Below are 1,675 nucleotides of genomic sequence, written 5' to 3' on the forward strand. Positions count from 1 at the left end.
GTGTCGGACTGGGGGGACAGGGGAGTGGCCATCGAGGGACTCCAGGAATGAGGGTGACGACGGAGAACACGCCCGGGTGCGCCGAGGGGCGCACCGGGTGCATGCGTACGGAATGCGGGTGATGCCGGGCTGCGAGCGCACACGCCCGGTGCCGTCACGACGGGCACACGCCCGGGAACGGCGGTTCCGACCGGCCCTGTCCCGAGGCCGAGCCGTACTGCGGTACACGCGTACGAGTACCGAACCGACTGCACTCACCGTGGCTGCGTCACCAAACCACCGTGAGGAGAAACGAACAGCGAGAACGCGAGTGGGTGACTCGCTCGATTGAGCTTAACTCGCGGGTAACGAGCGCGCCAGCCCTCGGTGTTTGTGATGTACGTCCCGGCAGCCGAGTGGGCCGTCTAACCTCGGGGCATGGACGAAGAGTTGCGATCGCTCACGGAGCGCTTACGGGCCGAGGCGGCCGGATCGGCAGCCGTCGACCGGCTTCTGGCGACCGAGGACCCCGACGCCCTGGCCACCGTGCTCACCGAACCGGGGCAGCCGCTGTGGGCCAGGGAGCTGGCGGCCTTCCGGCTCGGGCTCGCGGGGGACCGACGGGCCTTCGAGTCCCTCGTGCTCCTCCTCAACCACCGGGACCCCCCGCGCTGCGCCGGCGCCGCCTACGCCCTGGCCCGCCTCGGCGACCCGCGCACCGCCCGTGCCGCCGCCGCCCTCGCCACCAACGAACTCCGCGTCGCCTACGCCCTGCACCCGGTACGCCTGCTCGTCGAACTGCGCGCCCCGGAGGCCGTGCCCGCCCTGATCACCACGCTGCAGCGGCGGCTGAGCCCGCACGACCCGTACCGCAGGGTCGCCCTCGCCTGCGTGGAGGGACTGGGCGAACTCGGTGACGCCCGCGCCGAACCCGTCCTGAACGAGGCACTGGCCCATCCCGCCCTGGCCGAGGCGGCGGTCCGGGCCCTGGCGCGGATCCCCGGGCAGCGGCGGACGTCCGGGCCGCGGATCCCGGGGCAGCGGTAGCCGCGGGCTCCGCGGCGGTGGCCGGGACGCTCAGCCGCGGAGATCCTTCACGTACCGCACCTCGGGCACCACCGCCCCACCCACCTCGAAGGCCTCCTCGGCGCCGTCCGCGGCGAAGCCGGCCCGCTCGTAGAAGCGGCGGGCGCGGGTGTTGTCCTTGAGGACCCACAGGTACATGCGCGGGTGTCCGGCGGCGGCGCAGTGCCGGACCGCCGACGCGAGGAGGGCCCTGCCCACGCCCCGGCCGATGTGCCGGGGGCGGAGGTACAGGGCGTACAGCTCGGCATCCTCGGTGTGTGTCCCGCCGTCCCGGTACGGGCCGAGGGCCACCCAGCCGAGGAGCTTGCCGCCGTCGCCGTCGACGACCAGGTTCACCACGCGCCGGTCGCCGGCCAGCAGACGCGCGCGCTGCCGGTCGGCGTCCGCCGCGATGTCGAGGCCGTCGAGATACGGCTGGGGGACGAAGCCCTTGTAGGCGTACTGCCAGCCGCGTATGCGGATTTCGGCGACCTCGGCGCAGTCGTCCGCCGTCATCGGGCGCGGCACGAACCCCGCCGGGGACGTGGTGAGGACATCGTCGGGGGCGGGGGCAGGGCGTTGTCGGATCCCTGGTCCACCATGGAGCGATGACTGAGCCGACCCGGATCCC

The 1,675-nt window shown here is 73.5% G+C and carries 2 protein-coding genes; one reads left to right on the forward strand and one right to left on the reverse strand.

Annotation, left to right across the window (positions count from 1 at the left end):
• Positions 1–417 precede the first annotated feature (417 nt).
• On the forward strand, positions 418–1,026 hold the full coding sequence (locus AOK11_RS20005) for an adenylosuccinate lyase (RefSeq protein WP_055595091.1): 609 nt from the start codon (positions 418–420) through the stop codon (positions 1,024–1,026).
• 30 nt (positions 1,027–1,056) lie between these two features.
• Here AOK11_RS20005 and AOK11_RS20010 read toward each other — a convergent pair.
• Positions 1,057–1,675 (reverse strand): GNAT family N-acetyltransferase (locus AOK11_RS20010; RefSeq protein WP_420903001.1); only part of this gene is annotated, 619 nt, incomplete at its 5' end.

The organism is Streptomyces hirsutus (genome assembly GCF_001418415.1).
Taxonomy (GTDB): Bacteria; Actinomycetota; Actinomycetes; order Streptomycetales; family Streptomycetaceae; genus Streptomyces; species Streptomyces hirsutus.

What these genes read in the sequence shown, in the direction of transcription:
- AOK11_RS20005 (WP_055595091.1), top strand. Translation starts at nt 418, where the DNA reads ATGGACGAAGAGTTGCGATCGCTCACGGAGCGCTTACGGGCCGAGGCG.